Genomic DNA, 20,361 nt, shown 5'->3' with positions numbered 1-20,361 from the left:
TCAAATAAAGTCAGGAGATCGCCCGTATGTTGGACGCCAATCTTAAAGCCCAGTTGAAATCGTACCTGGAACGGGTCACCCAGCCGATCGAGATCGTTGCATCACTCGACGACGGTGCGAAATCCCGTGAAATGCTCGACCTGCTGAAAGATGTTGCCAGTCTTTCGCACCAGATTACCTTGATCGACAGCGGCGACGATGCACGCAAACCGTCGTTCTCGATCAACCGCCCCGGTGCTGACATCAGCCTGCGTTTCGCCGGCATCCCGATGGGCCATGAATTCACTTCGCTGGTGCTGGCCCTGCTGCAAGTCGGCGGCCACCCTTCGAAGGCCAGTGTCGAAGTGATCGAACAGATCCGCTCGCTCAAGGGCGAGTTCAACTTCGAGACTTACTTCTCGCTGTCCTGCCAGAACTGCCCGGACGTCGTTCAGGCGCTGAACCTGATGGCCGTGCTGAACCCGAACATCCGCCACGTCGCCATCGACGGCGCGCTGTTCCAGGATGAAGTCAATGATCGCAAGATCATGGCTGTGCCGAGCATCTACCTGAACGGCGAAAACTTCGGCCAGGGCCGCATGGGCCTGGAAGAAATCCTCGCCAAACTCGACACCGGCGCCATCGAGCGTCAGGCCGAGAAAATCAGCGCCAAGCAAGCCTTTGATGTGCTGGTGGTCGGCGGTGGCCCGGCCGGTGCTTCGGCGGCGATCTACGCCGCGCGTAAAGGCATTCGCACCGGTGTTGCAGCCGAGCGCTTCGGCGGTCAGGTGCTGGACACCATGGCCATTGAGAACTTCATTTCCGTGCAGGAAACCGAAGGCCCGAAACTGGCGACCGCGCTGGAAGAACACGTCAAGCAATACGACGTCGACATCATGAACCTGCAACGCGCCGACAAGCTGATCCCGGGCAAGAATGGCGAGCTGCATGAAGTTCGCTTCGCCAGCGGCGCGACCCTCAAGGCCAAGAGCGTGATTCTGGCGACCGGTGCGCGGTGGCGTGAAATGAACGTGCCGGGCGAGCAGGAATACCGCAACAAAGGCGTGGCGTACTGCCCGCACTGTGACGGTCCGCTGTTCAAAGGCAAGCGTGTGGCGGTGATTGGCGGCGGTAACTCCGGCGTCGAAGCGGCCATTGACCTGGCCGGTATCGTGTCTCACGTCACCTTGCTGGAGTTCGACGTACAGCTGCGCGCCGACGCCGTATTGCAACGCAAGCTGCACAGCTTGCCGAACGTCACCGTGCTCACCAGTGCATTGACCACTGAAGTCACTGGCGACGGGCAGAAGGTCAACGGCCTGCGCTACAAGGATCGCAATACTGACGAGTTGCGCACGGTCGAGCTGGAAGGGATCTTCGTGCAGATCGGTCTGCTGCCCAACACCGACTGGCTCAAAGGCACCATCGAGTTGTCTCCGCGCGGCGAGATCATCGTCGACAATCGCGGTGAAACCTCGATCCCCGGCATTTTCGCCGCCGGTGACGTGACCACCGTGCCGTACAAGCAGATCGTGATTGCGGTGGGCGAGGGCGCCAAGGCTTCCCTCAGTGCTTTCGATCACTTGATCCGCACTTCGGCTCCGGCGTAAATCCCGGGCCTGAAACAGAAAAACCCCATCAGCGATGATGGGGTTTTTTCTTTGTGGGGTGCTTTCTACCCGGTGTCAGCGTTACAGCGGTGCCGGCTGGATGATCTCGACCCAGTAGCCGTCCGGATCCTTGATGAACGCCAGGCTCTTCATGCGGCCATCGGTCAGGCGCTTCTGGAAATCGCAGCCGAGCTCTTCAAAACGTGCGCAAGCTGCAACGATGTCCGGTACCGAAATGCAGATGTGACCGAAACCGCGCGGGTCGGTGTTGCCGTTGTGGTAGGCGAAGTCTGCGTCGTTCTCGGTGCCATGGTTGTGGGTCAATTCCAGAATGCCGGGAATCGACTTCATCCACTCGGTGCGGGCAGCGGCGTCGGCCGGGATCTGCGATTTGTCGACCAGGGCGAGGAAGTACAGGCTGAATTCCGCTTCCGGGAAATCACGCTTCTCTACCAGCGAGAAACCCAGTACGCGGGTGTAGAAATCCAGCGACTTGGTGATGTCTTTGACGCGCAGCATGGTGTGGTTGAACACGAAGTTGCGGGTTGCGCTGTCCGGGGTGGCGGTGACGCCGGGGAAGGTGTTCAGTTCTTGCAGGCTCATGGGCCCTCCGTAACAAATTGGGGCGAGTGAATGGGCGCAATGATACGCATGCCAGGCAGCATCGCCAAACCGAAAGCGCGGGCTTGCCCTGCGAGCGGGCGGGCCTCAGACTTTACGGCTCAATCCGCGAGTGCCTCTGGTAATGATCCGACCTTTCAAATCGCTGTTCGTTTTCCTGGGTTTTTCCCTGCTTGCTCTGCCGGCCTTTGCCGAGGCGCCGAGCATCACCTGGCCCGCCGGCTGGGAGGTCGAGGCGCTGCCCGAAACCTCCCCTGAAGTCTCCCGTCAGCGGGCAGTGAAGACTGACGCCGATGGCAATCAGGTGATGGTGATGGAGTTGACGATGACCCGCGTGGAAAGTGGTCATCAGGTCAACTTGCAGGGCGTGTTGCTGGAGATGCGCAAGTCGGTGCAAAAAGACTTTTTCCAGAGCGGTTATCAGAGTGTCTGCAACAGGGTTCATCCGAGTACGCTGGGTTCGCTCACAGCGCTTGAGACCACTTGTACGGTGACTGAAAACGGCCGTCATGTTTTGTCGCAAACATTGGTTGCAGCGGTCGAGGCGGATAAAGCGTACGTACTTTCGTATGCCGGGCAGGCGGAGGTTTATAAGGCCAGCGGCGACGACATAGTGGCTGCGCGAAACAGCTTGAAATTTTAGTCGTCTGTTCGTGGCCAGCGTGGTGTTAGATACCTGAATTGATTAAACATAAAGTTAATCTTGGGTACTGGGGGCAACATTCCGAAGCATAGTTTCAGTACCGGAGCGGTTTGAGAATCAACTTCCCCGCCAGAAAAATCGTTTCATTTGTTAAATATTGTCCAAAAAAAGCCCTGCATATGCAGGGCTTTCATGTTTGCGAGAGATTAACCGCGCAACCAGGAATCAACGGTGGCTGCACCGTATTGTTCCTTCCAGGCTTTCAGGCCACGGTGGTTGCCACCCTTGGTCTCGATCAGCTCGCCGGTGTGCGGGTTCTGATAGACCTTGACCACGCGAGCTCGGCGGGTTTTAGGTGCGGCGGTCGATTGCAGACCGGATTTCGCCGGGTTCGGATCGAGAATGGCGATGATGTCTTTCAGGCCTTTGCCGTAGGTTTTCATCAGCCCCTGGAGCTTTTCTTCGAATTCGATTTCTTTCTTGAGCCCGGCATCGTTCTTCAGCGATTCCAGCTGCTTGAGCTGTTCCTGAAGGGCCTTTTCAGCTGCACGAAATTCAGCGAGTCTGGACAATATCTTTACTCCAATAGTGTGTTTGGCTGATACCAACCGCAAACAAAGCTATAAGCCAAGAGCCTTGAAGCGACTCGGTGATAATGGCTCACCTGCCCATCTTGCAACAGGTAAGAAAAATTGTAGTAGTTAATGTGGCAAGAGTAAATCCTGACTTTTTCTTCATGTAACAACAACGTTGTTTTGTATCAATTTGGTGCGGGCTGTCGGCGTGGCAGGATTTATTCAGACAAGTTAATGATGAGTTAATGCTTCGATGAAGTCGGCCGCTGGCATGGGCTTGCCGAAAAGGTAGCCCTGCAGAAAGTTGACATGGTGGGCGGCCAGATAATCACATTGGGCTTGCGTTTCCACTCCTTCGGCCACGATGCCCAGATCCAGCTTGGTGGAGAGCTCGATGATGGTGTCCAGAATGTGCCGGGAAAGGGCATCTTTATCGATCATGGCCACGAATGTCTGGTCGATCTTGAGGAAGTCGACATTGAAGGTTCTCAAGTAGCCAAGGCTTGAATGGCCGGTGCCAAAGTCGTCAATCGCGATCTTCACCCCCATCGCACGCAACTCTGCGAACAGTCGTTGGGTGATGTCGGACGGTTCGATCAGCTCGCGTTCGGTCAGCTCCAGGACCAGGCTGATGCTGCCAGGCTGGAACGCTGACAAAAATTCACGGCAATCCTCTACCAGTTCCAGATCGTGGCAGTGGCTGGCGGTGATGTTGATGCCGATGTGGAAAGGGGCTTCGAAGGTCGGTGACAGCGGCCCCAGAATGAAAGCGGTCTGCTGCATCAAGGCGCGGGTCATTGGCACGATCAGCCCGGAGTGTTCGGCAAAGGGTATGAACAGGTCCGGACGCACCAGTCCTTCCTTGGGATGATTCCAGCGCATCAGCACTTCCGTGCCCGACCACCGTTTGCTGTCGCCGTGCACCACCGGTTGAAAGTAGGGAATGAATTCTCCTGCCTCCAGCGCTCGCTGCATTTCATGACTGGGCGACGTGGAGCGTTTTTGAACGATGTAGCCGATCGCTCCCGATACCGCGCCGAAAAACATCAGCAGACTGAACAGCGGCGGGTATTCATCTTTCATGTAGCGCCAGGTTTCGCCTTCCGGAAACGCGGCGCTGACCGAAAATGCATAGTGCGACGAGTGCAATGTACTTTGCGCCACCGGCAACGCCGGCAGGGCGCCTTGATGCACTTTGCCGTCGGCGGAGAGCCAGTTGTTGCCGACTTGCAGCAACAACAACGTGTGCCGGCCGATCAGGCGCAGGATGTTGCTCAGGTGGTAGCCGTCCAGCGTGGTCAGCGCGCCACCGCGCCCTTCGCTCAGGCGATACACCAGCAGCGCGGTATTGGGTGTCACCGGGTTGCCGTTCATGAGCCACAGCTTGCCTTCGGCGTAATCGCCCGGATTCACGGCTTCCTTGAAGTCGCCGAACAGCGAACTGCAATAGAGATTGTCGTCCCACACCAGATTGGTCGAGCGCACGAACGGGCGACGGGTGACTTGTTCGCGCAAGGCCAGTTTGACGGTTTCGCAAGTCTGGCCGGCCAAAGGCAACAGTTCGCGGGCGGCCTGGGCAGTGTTGTCGAGCATCAGTTCGAACTGGCGCAGGGCTTCATCGGCAGTGTGTTGCGAACTCTGCTGGAGCGCGCGTTCAGCCTGCATATAGAGAATGACGCTCCCGAGTACGATCGGCACCAGGCCACACAGTAATGTCACGATAATCCGGGTGCTGCGCTTGCGGCGAGGCCTGACGGTCAGTGGCATGGGCGCATCCTGTCGCGATGGAGTGGGGCTCTTGATTGCAGGCGAAGCGTGCGCGCAAAGCCCAAGGTCTGAGCCCATGATAGATGGCCAATGACAGCTGCGCCGCTCAACGATAATCCAGCCGAGTTGCCAGCTGAATGAATGCCAGCGTGGCGGGCGATGCCTGGCGCTGATCCAGCACCGCCAGACCGACTTGCCGGGTGACGGCGGGAGACAGCGGTCGCTTGACATAGCGCGGGTCGGGATCGAAAGGCAACGAGCCTTCCGCCACCACGGTCATCGCATCGCCCCGGCCAACGGTGTCGAGGGTGCTGAGCAGCTGCGAGCAGCGGAAGCGGATGTTCGGGCTCAACCGGGCGGCATTGAACAGGCGTGAAACCAGTTCCGATGAGCCGGCCTCGGTCAGCACGAACGGATCGTTGCATAAGTCTTTCAGCGTCACTGATTCGTGCGCCGCCAACGGGTGACCGAGCGGGAGCAGGGCAACCATCTGATCTTCAATCAAGGCGAACGTGTCGAAGCGTTCCTCGGGCAGCACCACAAAACCAATATCGATCCGCCGCTCTTCCAGCCACTGAATGATCTGCCGATCGGGGCCTTCATCGATGTGCACTTCGATCCCGGGATGCGCCTCGCGATACTGCTGAAGAATCCGCGGCAACAACTTGACCGAGGACGTCGGCCCGAACGAGCCGATGCGCAACGTTCCGCGTTTCATGCCACGCGCATCCGCCGCCTCCTGACGCAAGGTGTTGGCCAGCCCGAGCATCGCCCGGGCCCGCAACAGCAGTTGCTCGCCGATATCGCTCAGTTCCACTTGGGACTGGTGACGGCGCAGCAGTTCGACGCCCAGTTCCTGTTCCAGCGATTTCAAGGCGTGGGACACCGCTGATTGGGAAATTCCCAGACGATGGGCGGCGAGGGTGAAACCGCGCAGCTCGGCCACCAGCGAGAAGATTTCGAGTTGGGTCAGGGTCATGAGTAAAGACTCATTTTACGATGATGAGAAATCAATCGAATGATACGTCATCCGTCAGTCTCATCGTTGGGAGCGTTATGAGTTGTCATGAACCTGATCGTCCGGCCACTTCGGACATGCCCGTCTACCTGAACCTGGCCCTGGTCACCATGATCTGGGGCGGAACGTGGGTTGCCGGGCGATTTCTGGCCGGCAGCCTGAGCCCGGTGTTTGCCGCCAGCCTTCGGTTTCTGCTGGCCAGCGTGGCGTTGCTCGGGTTCCTGCGGCTGGCGCGGATTGCGATGGTGCGGCCCACGCCCCGGCAATGGCTGCAACTGATGCTGCTGGGGTTCTTCGGGATCTTCTTCTACAACCTGTGCTTCTTTTACGGGTTGCAATACATCAACGCTTCCCGGGCTTCGTTGATCGTGGCTCTGAATCCGGCGGTGATCGGTCTGGCATCGTGGCTGCTGTTCAAGGAGCGGCTGAGCCGGCTGAAGGTCATCGGCATCGCGATCTGTATCGGCGGGGCAGGAGTGGTGATCGTCAGTCGCACCCCGCAGTTGTTGAGCGCAACGCCGGACGCGTGGATTGGCGATCTGCTGATTCTCGGCTGCGTTTTGAGCTGGGGCGTTTATTCGCTGTTCTCCCGCAGTCTCAACCAGAGCATCGGTCCGGTGCAGACCGTGACCCTTTCGATAATGCTGGGCACTCTGATGTTGTGGATGCTCGCCCTGAGCCGGGGCGAAGTTGACGTTGCAGCGCTGGCCGCTCTTGGCACACGCCAATGGCTGAGCCTGGCCTATCTGGGCGTACTCGGTTCGGCGCTGGCCTACATCGGTTACTACGATGGCATCCGTAAAATCGGCGCCACGCGCACCGGCGTGTTCATTGCGCTCAATCCGCTGACCGCCGTGCTCGCCGGTGCAATCCTGTTGGGTGAACAGCTGACGCTGTCCATGTGCCTGGGCGGCGCGCTGATTCTGGCGGGCATCTGGCTGTGCAACAAACCCCTTGCACCGGGCCGAAAAAAGCGGATTTTATAGAGAGGGCAGACAACCCTATTTACGCTGTGTAGAATCGGGTTACGCATACAATAATAATCGTCTTCTGGCAGCAGAAGCCTCGCCCGCAAGAGCCTTGGGTCGACAATGAAGATATTCGGGTTTCAACTGATCTACGGTGACTTCCTCGCCCGCAGTGTGCGTGGCATCTCCTGTGCGCCACCCACCGGTCTCAGCATTACTGACAAATAACTCTGGTTAATTGATAAGAATGATGAGGCGCCAACCATGGCAGATTTATACGAAAACCCAATGGGCCTGATGGGCTTCGAGTTCATCGAGTTCGCATCGCCGACACCTGGCACCCTGGAGCCGATCTTCGAGATCATGGGCTTCACCAAGGTCGCGACCCACCGCTCCAAGAACGTGCACCTGTATCGCCAGGGCGCGATCAACCTGATCCTCAACAACGAACCCCACAGCGTTGCTTCGTACTTCGCGGCCGAGCACGGCCCGTCGGTTTGCGGCATGGCGTTCCGGGTCAAGGATTCGCAGAAGGCCTACAACCGCGCACTGGAACTCGGCGCCCAGCCGATCCACATCGAAACCGGCCCGATGGAACTGAACCTGCCGGCGATCAAAGGCATTGGCGGCGCGCCGCTGTACCTGATCGACCGTTTTGGCGAAGGCAGCTCGATCTATGACATCGACTTCGTGTTCCTTGAAGGCGTCGACCGCAACCCGGTCGGTGCCGGCCTGAAGATCATCGATCACCTGACTCACAACGTGTATCGCGGTCGCATGGCCTACTGGGCGAACTTCTACGAGAAGCTGTTCAACTTCCGCGAGATCCGCTACTTCGACATCAAGGGCGAATACACCGGCCTGACCTCGAAAGCGATGACCGCGCCGGACGGCATGATCCGCATCCCGCTCAACGAAGAATCGTCGAAGGGGGCCGGGCAGATCGAAGAGTTCCTGATGCAGTTCAACGGCGAAGGCATCCAGCACGTGGCGTTCCTCACTGATGACCTGGTCAAGACCTGGGATCAGTTGAAGAAGATCGGCATGCGCTTCATGACCGCGCCGCCGGACACCTACTACGAAATGCTCGAAGGTCGTCTGCCGAACCACGGCGAGCCTGTCGATCAGCTGCAATCGCGCGGCATCCTGCTCGACGGCGCGTCGGACAAGGAAGACAAGCGTCTGCTGCTGCAGATCTTCTCGGAAACCCTGATGGGCCCGGTGTTCTTCGAATTCATCCAGCGCAAGGGCGACGATGGTTTTGGTGAGGGCAACTTCAAGGCACTGTTCGAATCGATCGAGCGTGACCAGGTGCGTCGTGGCGTGCTTGCCACCGAGTAATCCGCATCAGATGTAAAAAAGCCCGGCCTGCAGAAATGCAGGCCGGGCTTTTTATTGCGCGTCTTATGGGCGCCGTTGGCGCATCAGGTGCTTGAACCCTTCAAACACCAGCACCACCACCGCGAGCCAGATCGGGATGTAGGTCAGCCATTCACCGGGCTTGATGCTCTCGCCGAGCAGCAGCGCCACTCCGAGCAGCAACACCGGCTCAACGTAGCTCAACAAACCAAACAGACTGAACGGCAGCAAGCGGCTGGCAATGATATACACCACCAGCGCCGACGCACTGATCAGACCGAGCAGCGGAATCAGCCACGTCAGCGCCGGGTACTGATCGAACACGCCGAAACCCTGTTCGCCGCCGCGTATAAACCAGTACGCCACCGGCAGCATCAGGGTCATGTCGAGCCACAAGCCGCCGAGGTTGTCCGACTTCAGGTATTTGCGCAGCACAAAATACAGCGGGTAACCGACGACCACGACCAGCGTCGCCCAGGAAAACCCGCCAACCTGATACAACTCGTTCAACACGCCGAGGCTGGCAAAGAACACCGCGACCTTTTGCAAATACGACAGGCTTTCGCCATAAGCGATGCGCCCGGTCAGCACCATGGCCAGCGGCAACAGGAAGTAGCCCAGCGACACATCGAGGCTGTAGCCATTGAGCGGCGCCCACATGAACAGCCACAACTGCACACCCAACAACGCGGACGAGAGGAACAGGCCTGCGATCAATTTGGGCAGCGCAGGAACCCGGCGCAGCAGTTCCAGCACTCGCCGCCATTCGCCGGAAACCAGCATGAACACGGTCATGCAGGGCACGGTCAGCAGCATCCGCCAACCGAAGATTTCCACGCCGCTCAACGGGGTGAGCAGCGAGGTGTAGTAATACATGACGGCAAACAGCGTCGAGGCTGTTACCGAGAGAGCGATACCTTTAGACAAACTGTCCTCGCGGGGGTGATGGTCAAACGGGGAGCGAAGGATACGTGGTTTTTGTGCTGAATATTGGGCAGATGCTCAATATTTGCCACACATCAAACAGCCTGTAGACCTTCGCCTGCTCGCGAAGCGTTCAGCCTTGCTGCGGAGCCCGTCCGGAGGCACGAATCATCACTGCGCAACTTGCAAGGGATTGCCGAAGTTCATGAGGTACATCTCGCCAAACTTATAAGAGGCGTAATCGGTGATGTGCCCTATGTCACGATAGACCGGAAAACCGTCGACCGTGTTCATGCACGCATCATCTGTGCATTGCACGGTTTTCGGGTCAATGACAATTAACCCGGGGTACTCAGTCTTCAGGTCATTAAAGAGTGTTTCCAGCGCTGGTTCTTTGCTGCCGGACCATGGCGTAGTAGCGCAGAGATTGCCTTGCTCGACACTGCCCATCAACCCACGCAATTTGACCTGGCGCAGCAGGCACGCGTTGATCCCAGATGGCATGGGCAGCGTGTTCTCCAGAAACACCGGGATAGCGCCTGATGCGACGATAATATCCAGGGCTTGGCGGATTGCTACGCCAAAGCGTTGTCGAGACAGTTCCAGGCTGTGAGGATCATCGCGTTTAGTGACGATGTCACCGTTCAGATAAGCCTCCCAGAACTGGCCCACAATCACATACTTGAAGTGCTTGTTCGCAATCATCTCGTAATAGCGTTGAGCGGCGTCGTGGCATTTTTGAAACAACGCGTTCTTGTATTTTTTCGCGTCGTACTGGTAGATCCCGGGCAAGGCCAGGCACGCCGGGTAAGCCTGTGCGAGTACAGCAAGATTGGCATCCCTGGCCAGCGTTTCAACAAAGCCCCAGTAGTGATTCGAAAACGAATCGCCCATCAGAAATATTTGTGGCGCCGCGTGATCGGCGCCCGATATACAGCCAGGATCGGCACCATCGCTGACACCAAGACATCCTTCCCGAGCAACTGGCACGGATGCTTTCAAATCGTTGAGCATGTTGCTGTAGCCCTGATTGAAGCGGCCCGGCCAGCCCTCGTGCCTGACACTGGCCGAGTGCAGCAGCGACAGGCCGATAGCGGGCAATATCATCAGTACCACGAGCGTTTTGGCAAAACCAAATCGTGCCTTGCGGAACTTGTTTTCGATCAGCACATACGAGAGCCAGGCCGTGACGAAAGTGCAAACGAAGTAAATGATTGTCATCGACGGGGTTAGCGCGATTCCCATGTAATTCATCACCGCCAGGATCGGCCAGTGCCATAGATACAAGGAGTACGAGAGCGTGCCGATAAACACCAAGGGTCTAAACGCGAGCAGCTTGGCGAAAATGCTTGCATCACCAATCCCCTGATACAGCAACGCTGCAGTGGCAAGACACACGGCAATGGCATGGTATTGCGGGAATCCCGGCAAGATATCGTCCCGGGTGGCGCAATAGATGATCGTGACCAGCGAAAGTGCACAGACCACAGAGGCGCTCAGGCGATTGAGCCGGAACTTGCCCGTACTGAAGATGACCGCACAAGAGCCGATCATCAATTCGAAAATCCGCGCAGCGAAGAAGTAGTAGTTTTTCTCAGGAGTGGCGTAAGACAGGTACAGCGCGAGCACCATTGCTGCCACGGTCAGGCCGAGCACCGCCGCTTTGAAAATAACGTTCGGCAGATAGCGGTTGAGCAGCCAGATGCCCAGGGGGAGTATCAGATACCACTGCCATTCGATGGCCAGAGACCAGGTGTGCAACAGCGGCAGGCTTGCTGCATCCGGTGTGGCGTAACCCGTGGTCACTTTGGAAAAGTACTGGTTGGAGATGATTAACGAGGTGTACTTTTCGCTTTTTAAAAAATCGACGTAATCATCGGGCAAGTACAGCAGCGTCGTGAGCATCAATGTGACGATCAATAATGCAATAACGGCCGGTTGTAGTCGCCAGATCCGGCGCGTGTAGAATCCCGAGAAAGTGAACGTACCGTTGTGCAGCGACTTCATGATGATAGCGGTGGTCAAATAACCCGAAATCACGAAGAAGATATCGACGCCGATGAAACCGGACGGGAAAAGCGCCAGTCCGCCGTGGAAGATCAACACCAGTAGAACAGCGATGGCGCGAAGTCCGTCAATGTCGGCCCGGTACGTAAGTGAGGGGCGGCGATCGCCGAAAGTTGCGGGCTCTATAGCGCAAGTGAGGGGGCGCAGATCTTTATCGCCCGTTAATTTGAACAGCAGCCCGCGCAGTGGCTTTCTGAAGCGCTCGGCGGAGCGATTGGACATGTGCTGATCCCTGGCAAATTCCGAACGATCAATCAGCTTCCGTTTGATCGCGCTTGATTAAAAAAAACAGCCGATTGTATCGGCTGTTCAAGGTTCAGGGGAAATCCTAAGCCTGATGGGGTTTGCGGCCTGAAACAAAATGGCTCACATCATTAAACCCCGGCGTAGACGCATGCCCCGGCGTCACCAGCGAGTCGATAAACGCCTCATCCTCGGCTGTAATCTTCACCGACTGCGCCTTGGTGTACGCATCCCACTGCTCCTCAGTGCGCGGCCCGACGATCGCCGATGTCACCGCGCCGTTGTTCAGCACCCAGGCAATCGCAAATTCAACAATCCCGACCCCACGCTCCTGGGTGTATTGCTGAATCTGCTGGGCAATGCGCAACGACTCCACGCGCCATTCGGTTTCCAGAATCCGCTTGTCCTGGCGTCCGGCACGGCTGTTGGCATCCGGGGTCACGTCCGGTGCGTACTTGCCGCTGAGCACGCCACGGGCCAGCGGGCTGTAAGGCACTACGCCGAGGCCGTAGCTCTGGGCGGCGGTAATCTGCTCGGTTTCGGCCTGGCGGTTGACGATGTTGTACAGCGGCTGGCTGATGATCGGGCGATCAACGCCGAGTTTGTCTGCCACGCGAATCACCTCGGCAATCCGCCAACCGCGATAGTTCGACAGGCCCCAATAACGGATCTTGCCCTGGCGAATCAGATCGCCTATGGCCGAGATCGTCACTTCCAGCGGGGTGTTGTGGTCCTCGCGATGCAGGTAATAGATGTCGAGGTAGTCGGTGCCGAGCCGGGTCAGGCTGGCCTCCAGACCATTGAAAATGTGCTTGCGGCTCAGACCGCTGCGGTTCGGCACGCCGTCCACCGGGCCGAAACCGACCTTTGTCGCCAGCACCCATTCATGCCGATGACGGGCAATGGCCTCGCCGACGATCTCTTCCGAGCGGCCATTGGTGTAAACATCGGCGGTGTCGATGAAATTGATGCCCTGATCCCAGGCCTTGTCGATGATGCGCAGCGAATCCTCTGCGCTGGTCTGCTCGCCGAACATCATCGTGCCAAGGGTGAGGGTGGACACCTGCAACCCCGAGTGACCCAGTGTGCGATAGCTCATGCCGAAATCCTTTTGTCGGTGGGAAAGCTTCCATCAAATACCAGAAGCGCCCGGCGCGGCAAAGTGTATTTATCGACGCAGTGCCTCGCAGCGCTGGCGCAAAAACGCCTGCAACACCTTGACCCGTTCCGAGACTTGCACGCGATGTGGGCACAACAGATTGAACGGCACGCTCTCGCCATGCCAGTCATCGAACAGTGTCAGCAGCCGCCCGGCGCGCACGTCTTCGGCGACGTCGAGCCAGGCCTTGTAGGCGATCCCATGCCCGGCGAGCGCCCAGCGGCGGGCGACTTCGCCGTCGTCGCTGAGGTAGTCACCGCGTACTTCGACCTCGACCGTTTCGTCCTCGCGATGGAAACGCCAAGTGTTGTAGGGCCGGCCATTGCGCAGATAGAGCAGGGCGCTGTGCTCGCTCAACTCGGTGGGATTTTGCGGCGTGCCGTGACGCTCCAGATATGCAGGGCTGGCGCAGGCCACGCGGCGATGCTCCTGCAGAATCGGCAACGCTACCATCGTCGAATCACTCGGCACGCCAATGCGCAGCGCCACATCCACCGTCTCGCGAAACAGATCCGCATGCCGGTCGTTGAGTAGCAATTGCAGTTGAATGTGCGGGTGCTCGCGCTTGAAATCGTCCAGCCACGGCAGCAACACATTGCGCCCGAAGTCCGACGGCGCCGCCAGTTGCAGCACGCCGCTCAAGCCTTCGGTCTGCTGCTTGAGCGCCTGTTCGCCCTCGGCCAGGGTGGCCAGCGCCAGACGTACGCTTTCCAGATAACGCCGACCTTCCTCGGTCAGGCGCATGCTGCGGGTCGAGCGGGCGAACAGGCGAATGCCGAGGCGGGTTTCCAGACGTTTCAATGCGATGCTGGCGGCGGCCGGGGTCAGTTCCAGAGTCCGGGCAGCGGCGGAGATGCTGCCGGAGTCGGCGGTGCGGACGAAGATTTCCAGATCGAGGATTGAGCTCATTAGTAAAAATCCGTTGAAGATCCTTGGCGTTTTGCGGGATTTTTCCTGGATTGGCAAGCACGGATACTGGAGTCCTGAATAAGCGCAGGAGACAGACATGACGTGGACATTTGATCATCTTGCTTTCAACACTGGTGACGGGCAGGCGCTGCAGGACGCTTTTGGTGGGTTGTTGGGATTGACGCCGGGGCGCCGGCCGCCGTTTCCGTTTCCGGGGCGGTGGTTGTATCAGGAGGGGGACGCGTTGGTGCATGTGATTGAGCAGCCTTCGTTTGAGGACGCTGCTTTGAGCCACATCGCGTTTCGCACCGATGAAGACGCAGCGGTGGTTTTGAAGCGGGTGCAGGGCAGTGGGTTGCCGTATCAGGTGGCGCAGGTGCCGGAGGATGGGATCTGGCAGATTTTTGTGCAGATGCCGGGTGGGGTGGTTTTGGAGTTGGATGCGAAATCGGGGGCTTAGAATCAAGGGCTCCCTCACCCCAGCCCTCTCCCGGAGGGAGAGGGAGCCGACGGAGGTGTTCTCACAAGTTACGCCGACGTGAAATACCGAGTCGAACTCCGATTTTGATAAAACATACAAATCGGCTCCCTTTCCCCCTCGCCCCCTTGGGGGAGAGGGCTGGGGTGAGGGGGTAGGTTCTCAAGTACACCGCAGTGTTTAAGCCATGCGTTTAAAAGACACTTCCAGACACGCACCCAGGCTACACAACCTTGCGCCGTTGCCTACGACTGCGCCAGAATCCGCCGGCTTGTGCGCTCAAGGGCCGGGTTTTATCGTTGTCCCGTCGCTGAAAAGAACAGCGATCGGGTTTGGTAGCCCGGGTCTTTAAGTGCAGAGTGCTCCATTTTGTAGAGTCTTTTGTCTCTGTTTTATGGTGGTCATTCGCAGGGCACCTTCGGGTGCGCCGTTTCTCCTAAGGCCCGGTCTACCAACCTGCGTCTGGCCACCACCATCGTTTGGTAGCGAGAGTGGTGGCTCTATATAAGTGCCTTAGGAGTTTCACGATGATCAAACCAACACCCAACCCACCCGAAACCGACACCACCTCGCCTTACGAAACCCTCGACTCCAAGAAATTTCACGAAGCCGCCGAACGCGCGCTCGATCACTACCTCAATCCGTTCCACCCCAGAAAGCCGCTGCTCAAACCTAACACCCGCTACCTCATCGCCCCCGGCATCCCAAGCGAAGAACTGTTGGCCGACGCCTGCGAAACCCTGACCTGCGCCAAAACCATGGCCAGCGATTTCGCCGGGATGCTCGACGCGCCGCAGCGGCATGTGCTGCTGGGCATCGGGCAACTGATCATGCTGGCGGAACTGGCGGTAAATCGGGTGCTGGATAATCTGGAGGTGGCGGCGGGTTCGGCTGTCTGATGCGTTAAAAAAGAAACGGCCTGCGGGCCGTTTTTCTATGTAGAAAAAAGGGTGAATCAATCATGACCGCTTGTCGCTACTGTCAAAGTTGACAGTAGCGGGGCGCTCGGCAATTGACGTTTGATGGCATAGCCCACGCGGACTGAACCCGACCCATGAAGGAGCGCCCCCATGAGTACCCAAAATCCGTTCTCAACGGACTCCACGCCGTATTCCGACGGACTCCCGATCCCACCTGGCACCATTCCCCCCACCACTGAAGTCGGGTTCAGCGGAAGCGGGCCCGCGGGAGTTCCATTCCAGAATCCGTTCTTTACTTACTGCACGACGTATCCCGGCGGATCCCCGATCCCGCCTGGCACCAGTACCCCCTCTTCTGGAGTAGAGTTCGGCGGAAGCGGGCCGGCGGGTGTTCCATTTGTGATTACGGATAACGGCGTGATGGTGTCCAGTGGAGTGTTCAATCAAAGCGGTGCGCTTCTCCAGCAGTTGATGAACCTGTCTCAAGGGCCTCATCGCTTTGAACTGCGGGAAAATGCCAGTTTGCCGGCGACAGACATCTGGACTCTGACTGTTGCGCCCGTCGTACCCGTAAGAAATGAGGATTTTAACAATGTACCCATTGCCATCTATCCACAGTTGCTTACGACGCCTGGACTCAAGATAGCTGTAACTTCCGGGGCTCATGGCGTGGGGGTATATGCCGCGCCTGCCAATGAAGTTCCTTTGCTTCCAGGCAAGATCGATGGGAGGGCGGCTGTGTTACTGACAAACGGAGGTGCAACGGGCGTTTTCAGATGTGATTTATCAGTCCCGACGAACACAATCGCCTTCTATTACTCGCGAGTTTTGTTTTCAGGCGGATCGGTCGTCTTCTATGACCGTTTGCAAAATATGATTCAAACACTACCTCTTCAAGTGACAGGGCCGTATGACTCCCCAATAGCACATCCAATGGTTTTTAATGCTAGAGATATATCCCGATGTGACATTATTACTCCGCGCAACAACGCGATTGTTGTAGATAATTTCACATTCTAGGGCCGCGGGGATTCGGGGAGTTCTTGACTGTATTCCCCAAGAGCGCGGAACAGAACACCCGAAATCGAAAACGGCCCGAAGTGGGCCGTTTTTGTGTGTCTGCCAATAATCAGGCCCGCAACGTCCGCGTCATCCGCAACGCCAGCAGGCTCCCGCCAACAATCACTCCCGCCAGCAGATACAACGCCGCATCGGTCGACCCGGTGCTGTCTTTGACCCAACCCACAAGGTAAGGGCTCAAGAACCCCGCCATCTGCCCCATGGAGTTGATCAACGCCAACCCACCCGCCGCAGCACCCGCGCTCAGCATGGCAGTCGGCACCGGCCAGAACATCGGCAACCCAGTCAACGCACCCATAGTCGCAATGGTCAGACCGAGAATCGCAATCGCCGGATTCGCCGCGAAGTTCACCGCGATCAGCAGGCCGACAGCACCCATCAACATCGGCACCACCAAGTGCCAGCGACGCTCTTTACGCAAGTCCGCCGAACGACCCACCACCAGCATGAACACGGCGGCCAACAGATACGGAATCGCACTCAACCAGCCAATCACCAGGTTATCGCTGAAACCGAGGTTCTTGATGATCGACGGCAGCCAGAAGTTGATCGCATATACGCCGCTCTGGATGCAGAAGTAGATCAGGCCGAAGGCCCAGATCGCCGGGTTCTTGAACACGGCAATCAGCGAATCGGAAGTGGTTTTCGGTTTGTTCGCCAGGTCTTCGGCCTGATCGGCTTCCAGCACCGAACGCTCGTGCGAGGTCAGCCATTTGGCGTTGGCGAAGTTGTCGCTGAGCAGGAAATAGGCGAGGGCGCCCAGTACCACGGTCGGAATGCCTTGCAGCAGGAACATCCACTGCCAACCGGCCAAACCGCCCTGGCCGGCGGCGAAGTGATTGAGGATCCAGCCGGAAAACGGGCTGCCGAGCAGACCGGACACCGGGATCGCCGACATGAACAGCGCCATGATCCGGCCACGGCGGAACGTCGGGAACCACTGTGAGAGGTAGAGCACAACGCCAGGGAAGAACCCGGCTTCAGCGGCGCCAGTGAACAGGCGCAGGGTGTAGAACTCGGTCGGCGTGGTGACGAAAAGCAGGCAGGTTGACAGCGTGCCCCAGGTGATCATCATCAGCGCAATCCAGCGCCGTGGGCCGAATTTGGTCAGCGCCAGGTTGCTCGGCACGCCGCACAGCACGTAGCCGATGAAGAAGATACCGGCACCGAGGCCGTACACGGTTTCGCTGAATTTCAGCGCGTCGAGCATCTGCAGTTTGGCGAATCCAACGTTGACCCGGTCGAGGTAGTTGAACAGGTAGCAGATGAAGATGAAGGGGATCAAACGCAGGGTGATGCGTTTGTAGACGGCATTTTTATCGTCAACGATGGTCTGGGCGGCAGCGGCGCTCTGCGACATGGCGGCTCTCTCTTTATTATGATTTTTTGCGATGCAAAGGGTAACGTTGATCGCCCTGAGAGTCTCGGCCACCTTTGGCCGGATTGTCTTTGTGCCTGAGCACAGGGTTTGCCGCCAGACCCTGTGCGGGTGAACAACCGTCCGCGCCTGTTTTCAAGGATTCCAGCCCCTATGTTCGAACTCGATCACGACCTCGCCCAGGACATCGTCGACCGGGCCATGGCCATTTTGCCGTACAACGTCAACGTCATGGACAGCCAGGGGCTGATCCTCGGCAGTGGCGAGCCGGAGCGGATCAACACCCGCCACGAAGGCGCGCAACTGGTGCTGGCCAACGGTCGGGTGGTGGAGATTGACGCGCAGACGGCGGTGCATTTGAAAGGTGTGCAGCCGGGGATCAATCTGCCGCTGCTGCTCGATCAGCGTTTGATCGGCGTGCTCGGTATCACCGGCGAGCCGGAGCAATTGCGCACTTACGCCGAGCTAGTGCGCATGACGGCTGAAATGCTGGTCGGCCAGCGCAACCAGCAATCCGAACAGCAATGGCGGCGGCAGCGTTGCGATGATTTGCTGGCACTGCTGTTGAGTGAAGCAGGGGATTCGCCGCGTTTGGTGGATGAAGCCCAGCAGCTAGGGCTCAAACCGCAACTGACGCGGGTGCCGTATCTGTTCGAGCTGGGTCTGGAACACGGAGCGGGGCAAACCGTCGAGGCGCTGAGTGCCTGGCTGATGTCGCGCTATCCCGACAGTTGGTGCGTGAGTTCGGCCAAGTCGTCACTGTTGTGGTGCCGGCCGGCGAGTCAGAACGTCGAGCATGATCGCCTGCTGGAAAAACTCGATGGTCTGGGCTGGAACATTCTGCGTATCGCGGTTGGCGGGCAGGCCGATGGGCTGGCCGGGTTGCGCCGTTGCTATCGACGGGTCGGCGACTTGCTCGCTTACGGCCGCGAAGTGCTGCCGCGTTCACGGCTCCTGACTCTCAATCGCTATCGCTTGCCGGTGATGCTCTGGCGCCATCGCAACGACGATGCGCTGGATGAACTGCTCAAACCGTTGCGCAAAGTGATCGCCAAGGACAGCAACGGCCAGTTGCTCGCGACCCTGCGCAGTTGGTGCGATCACGACGGGCAGAGCCAGGCTTGCGCCGATGCCTTGGGTATCCACCGCAACAGCCTGCGTTACCGGATGGAGCGGATTGCCGAGTTGAGCGGGGTCGATCCGTTGAAGCTCGACGGGATGCTGGCGTTGTATCTGGGTGTGCAATTGCTGCCGCAGACCGACGATTTGTCGAAATGAACAATAAACGCCTGCACGACTTGTGCAGCGGACAGGCGTCAACCGGCAGGGCGACTGGCAGCATGAGGGGCATTGGAACTGGAGAAATCGCATGAAAATCGTCATCGCCCCCGATTCGTTCAAGGACAGCCTGAGTGCCCAAGGCGTTGCAGAGGCCATTGCGCTGGGCCTGGCGCAGGTCTGGCCACAGGCGACGCTGGTCAAGTGCCCGATGGCCGACGGTGGCGAAGGCACGGTGGAGTCGATTCTCGCCGCGTGCGAAGGCGAACTGCGCCGCACTCGCGTACGTGGCCCGTTGGGTGCGGCAGTTGAAGCTGCGTGGGGCTGGTTGCCACACGACCACACCGCAATCATCGAAATGGCCGAGGCCAGCGGTCTGCAATTGGTGCCGCCGGGGCAGCGCGATGCCTGTATCAGCAGCACCTTCGGCACCGGTGAGCTGATCCGCGCCGCGCTGGATGCCGGCGCGCAGCGAGTCATTCTGGCCATCGGCGGCAGTGCCACCAACGACGGTGGCGCCGGCGCCATGCAAGCGTTGGGCGTGAAACTGCTGGATGCTCAAGGGCAATCGCTGGTGCCGGGAGGTCTGGCGTTGGCGCAACTCGCACGTCTGGACCTGAGCGAGCTCGACCCGCGTCTGACGCAAGTGCGTTTCGACATCGCCGCCGATGTCAACAATCCGCTGTGCGGCCCCCACGGCGCCTCGGCGATTTTCGGCCCGCAGAAGGGTGCATCCCCGGCGCAAGTGCAACAACTGGATCAGGCCCTCGGTCACTTCGCCGAACTCTGCGCGCAAGCGCTGGGCAAGGATGCACGGGATGAACCGGGCAGCGGTGCCGCAGGTGGATTGGGCTTTGCCGCCAAGGCGTTTCTCGGTGCGCGATTTCAGGCCGGTGTCGAAGTGGTCGCCGAGCTGGTCGGTCTGGCCGAAGCTGTGAAGGGCGCGGATCTGGTGATTACCGGAGAAGGGCGCTTCGATGCCCAGACCCTGCGCGGCAAAACCCCGTTTGGCGTGGCGCGGATCGCCAAGCAACACGGCGTCCCCGTGATCGTCATCGCCGGCACCCTCGGCGAGGGCTATCAAGCGCTCTACGATCACGGCATCGACGCTGCATTCGCGGTCACCAGCGGCCCGATGACCCTTGAACAAGCCTGCGCCGAAGCCCCGCGCCTGTTGCGTGAACGTGCCACGGATATTGCCCGGGTCTGGCGTATTGCAACTCCGGCCTGACCTGTCAGTCATCATCTGAAACAACGGGTGTTTCAGCGCTGAAACACCCGCAGCGCCGTGAAAAATATTTCATCTTTCCCCGCAAACTTCCTCAAGCCTGGCCGATACAGAAATCAGGCGCACACAAGATTTTCCAAAACAGTGACGCCGGAAC

Annotated in this window: 18 protein-coding genes; 9 read left to right on the top strand and 9 right to left on the bottom strand. The window is 58.5% G+C overall.

Going from position 1 to position 20,361, the window contains the following annotated elements; all coding sequences use genetic code 11:
• Positions 1 to 26 precede the first annotated feature (26 nt).
• Positions 27 to 1,589, top strand: coding sequence for an alkyl hydroperoxide reductase subunit F (ahpF, locus tag CAG25_RS08955; RefSeq protein WP_085610414.1), 1,563 nt, complete (start codon positions 27 to 29; stop codon positions 1,587 to 1,589).
• An 81-nt stretch (positions 1,590 to 1,670) separates the two neighbouring features.
• Here ahpF and gloA read toward each other — a convergent pair whose 3' ends face one another.
• Positions 1,671 to 2,192, bottom strand: a complete 522-nt coding sequence (gene gloA / locus CAG25_RS08950; protein ID WP_065260490.1) for a lactoylglutathione lyase — start codon at positions 2,190 to 2,192, stop codon at positions 1,671 to 1,673.
• Between the two features lie 142 nt (positions 2,193 to 2,334).
• Here gloA and CAG25_RS08945 point away from each other — a divergent pair, with 142 nt between their 5' ends.
• Positions 2,335 to 2,853 (top strand): DUF4946 domain-containing protein, encoded by a 519-nt coding sequence (locus CAG25_RS08945; RefSeq protein ID WP_039768724.1) that lies wholly within the window; start codon positions 2,335 to 2,337, stop codon positions 2,851 to 2,853.
• A gap of 206 nt (positions 2,854 to 3,059) precedes the next feature.
• Here the strand turns inward: CAG25_RS08945 and CAG25_RS08940 are convergent, their stop codons facing one another.
• From CAG25_RS08940 to CAG25_RS08930, 3 genes are all read right to left on the bottom strand, one after another.
• A complete protein-coding gene (locus CAG25_RS08940) occupies positions 3,060 to 3,425 on the bottom strand; it encodes a histone-like nucleoid-structuring protein, MvaT/MvaU family (protein ID WP_011334329.1) in 366 nt (121 codons plus the stop codon).
• A 234-nt stretch (positions 3,426 to 3,659) separates the two neighbouring features.
• Positions 3,660 to 5,195, bottom strand: coding sequence for an EAL domain-containing protein (locus tag CAG25_RS08935; RefSeq protein WP_085610413.1), 1,536 nt, complete (start codon positions 5,193 to 5,195; stop codon positions 3,660 to 3,662).
• 106 nt (positions 5,196 to 5,301) lie between these two features.
• Complete coding sequence (locus CAG25_RS08930) at positions 5,302 to 6,174, bottom strand: LysR family transcriptional regulator (RefSeq protein ID WP_085610412.1); 873 nt, start codon at positions 6,172 to 6,174, stop codon at positions 5,302 to 5,304.
• A 77-nt stretch (positions 6,175 to 6,251) separates the two neighbouring features.
• Here CAG25_RS08930 and CAG25_RS08925 point away from each other — a divergent pair, with 77 nt between their 5' ends.
• Positions 6,252 to 7,199: a DMT family transporter gene (locus CAG25_RS08925; protein WP_085610411.1), complete on the top strand. Its 948-nt coding sequence runs from the start codon at positions 6,252 to 6,254 to the stop codon at positions 7,197 to 7,199.
• A gap of 246 nt (positions 7,200 to 7,445) precedes the next feature.
• Positions 7,446 to 8,522, top strand: a complete 1,077-nt coding sequence (gene hppD / locus CAG25_RS08920; RefSeq protein ID WP_007958955.1) for a 4-hydroxyphenylpyruvate dioxygenase — start codon at positions 7,446 to 7,448, stop codon at positions 8,520 to 8,522.
• 63 nt (positions 8,523 to 8,585) lie between these two features.
• Here the strand turns inward: hppD and rarD are convergent, their stop codons facing one another.
• The 4 genes from rarD to CAG25_RS08900 form a co-directional block, all read right to left on the bottom strand.
• A complete protein-coding gene (gene rarD, locus CAG25_RS08915) occupies positions 8,586 to 9,467 on the bottom strand; it encodes an EamA family transporter RarD (protein WP_085610410.1) in 882 nt (293 codons plus the stop codon).
• A gap of 168 nt (positions 9,468 to 9,635) precedes the next feature.
• Positions 9,636 to 11,753 (bottom strand): acyltransferase family protein, encoded by a 2,118-nt coding sequence (locus CAG25_RS08910; protein ID WP_085610409.1) that lies wholly within the window; start codon positions 11,751 to 11,753, stop codon positions 9,636 to 9,638.
• A 106-nt stretch (positions 11,754 to 11,859) separates the two neighbouring features.
• Positions 11,860 to 12,873 carry an aldo/keto reductase gene (locus CAG25_RS08905; RefSeq protein WP_085610408.1) on the bottom strand — a complete coding sequence of 338 codons (1,014 nt, stop codon included), beginning with the start codon at positions 12,871 to 12,873 and terminating at the stop codon, positions 11,860 to 11,862.
• Positions 12,874 to 12,942: 69 nt separating this feature from the next.
• Positions 12,943 to 13,842 (bottom strand): LysR family transcriptional regulator, encoded by a 900-nt coding sequence (locus tag CAG25_RS08900; RefSeq protein ID WP_085610407.1) that lies wholly within the window; start codon positions 13,840 to 13,842, stop codon positions 12,943 to 12,945.
• Positions 13,843 to 13,939: 97 nt separating this feature from the next.
• On the opposite strand from CAG25_RS08900, the gene CAG25_RS08895 reads away from it, so the two are divergent.
• From CAG25_RS08895 to CAG25_RS28280, 3 genes are all read left to right on the top strand, one after another.
• Positions 13,940 to 14,302 carry a hypothetical protein gene (locus CAG25_RS08895; protein ID WP_085610406.1) on the top strand — a complete coding sequence of 121 codons (363 nt, stop codon included), beginning with the start codon at positions 13,940 to 13,942 and terminating at the stop codon, positions 14,300 to 14,302.
• Positions 14,303 to 14,847: 545 nt separating this feature from the next.
• Complete coding sequence (locus CAG25_RS08890) at positions 14,848 to 15,219, top strand: DUF6124 family protein (RefSeq protein ID WP_085610405.1); 372 nt, start codon at positions 14,848 to 14,850, stop codon at positions 15,217 to 15,219.
• A 171-nt stretch (positions 15,220 to 15,390) separates the two neighbouring features.
• On the top strand, positions 15,391 to 16,260 hold the full coding sequence (locus CAG25_RS28280; protein WP_143492848.1) for a hypothetical protein: 870 nt from the start codon (positions 15,391 to 15,393) through the stop codon (positions 16,258 to 16,260).
• Positions 16,261 to 16,369: 109 nt separating this feature from the next.
• Here CAG25_RS28280 and CAG25_RS08885 read toward each other — a convergent pair whose 3' ends face one another.
• Positions 16,370 to 17,680, bottom strand: coding sequence for an MFS transporter (locus tag CAG25_RS08885; protein WP_085610404.1), 1,311 nt, complete (start codon positions 17,678 to 17,680; stop codon positions 16,370 to 16,372).
• A 171-nt stretch (positions 17,681 to 17,851) separates the two neighbouring features.
• Between CAG25_RS08885 and CAG25_RS08880 the strand changes: the two genes are divergently transcribed.
• Positions 17,852 to 18,976, top strand: a complete 1,125-nt coding sequence (locus CAG25_RS08880; RefSeq protein WP_085610403.1) for a sugar diacid recognition domain-containing protein — start codon at positions 17,852 to 17,854, stop codon at positions 18,974 to 18,976.
• A gap of 91 nt (positions 18,977 to 19,067) precedes the next feature.
• Positions 19,068 to 20,207 carry a glycerate kinase gene (locus CAG25_RS08875; protein ID WP_085610402.1) on the top strand — a complete coding sequence of 380 codons (1,140 nt, stop codon included), beginning with the start codon at positions 19,068 to 19,070 and terminating at the stop codon, positions 20,205 to 20,207.
• Positions 20,208 to 20,361: the final 154 nt, after the last annotated feature.

Origin of the sequence: Pseudomonas sp. B16(2017), from assembly GCF_002113205.1 — a bacterium.
Lineage (GTDB): Bacteria > Pseudomonadota > Gammaproteobacteria > Pseudomonadales > Pseudomonadaceae > Aquipseudomonas > Aquipseudomonas pharyngis.
This window is presented reverse-complemented; position numbering and strand designations above follow the sequence as displayed.